Source organism: Komagataeibacter melomenusus, assembly GCF_013155395.1.
Taxonomy (GTDB): Bacteria; Pseudomonadota; Alphaproteobacteria; order Acetobacterales; family Acetobacteraceae; genus Komagataeibacter; species Komagataeibacter melomenusus.
The window spans coordinates 1-493 of the sequence record NZ_JABJWC010000121.1 but is presented as its reverse complement, the minus strand read 5'-3'; the positions used below and the strand labels follow the sequence as shown (position 1 = coordinate 493).

Below are 493 nucleotides of genomic sequence, written 5' to 3'. Positions count from 1 at the left end.
CTTGTATCCCGACCAAGAATTGCGACGGTTTCGGCAATATCCTGTTTGCCCGCAAGGGCCCGACCGTGTCGAAGCGTGCGCAGCAGTGTCGTCAGTTCGTGTGCCATCATGCCACCTGCCGGTTACGAGGCTGCGGGCGCAGCAGCCAGGTCTGGTCCAGCCCATGCGCCGGATAGCGTGAGAGGTCGGCCTGCATGTCGTGATGTGGCAGCCCATGCAGGGTCATGGCCCCGAGGCTTTTCCAGTGCAGGCGACGGAAGAACAGCACGTTCTGTTCCTGCACCTGGGCCAGGAACCGCGTGGCCCCAAGCCCGTGCGCCGTGCTGACCGCCATGCGGATGAGTTCCGCGCCGATCCGTCCCAGCCTGCGATGGTCTTCATGGACGGCCAGACGGGAGCCGCGCCAGACGCCGGGTTCGGCTTCATGGATGCGCACGGCGCCCACCACCCGGTCCGGCATGCCCGCCATGCAGCACGCCGCGATGATGGGAAT

1 protein-coding gene and 1 pseudogene are annotated in these 493 nt (G+C 65.9%); both read right to left on the bottom strand.

Annotated elements, in window-relative coordinates:
* Window positions 1–110: pseudogene (locus HNW77_RS18235) on the bottom strand (sll0787 family AIR synthase-like protein); the annotation flags it as partial.
* On the bottom strand, window positions 107–493 hold a 387-nt coding region (locus HNW77_RS18230; protein ID WP_172159342.1), incomplete at its 5' end, for an MSMEG_0567/Sll0786 family nitrogen starvation N-acetyltransferase. The pseudogene HNW77_RS18235 and the gene HNW77_RS18230, both read right to left, overlap by 4 nt.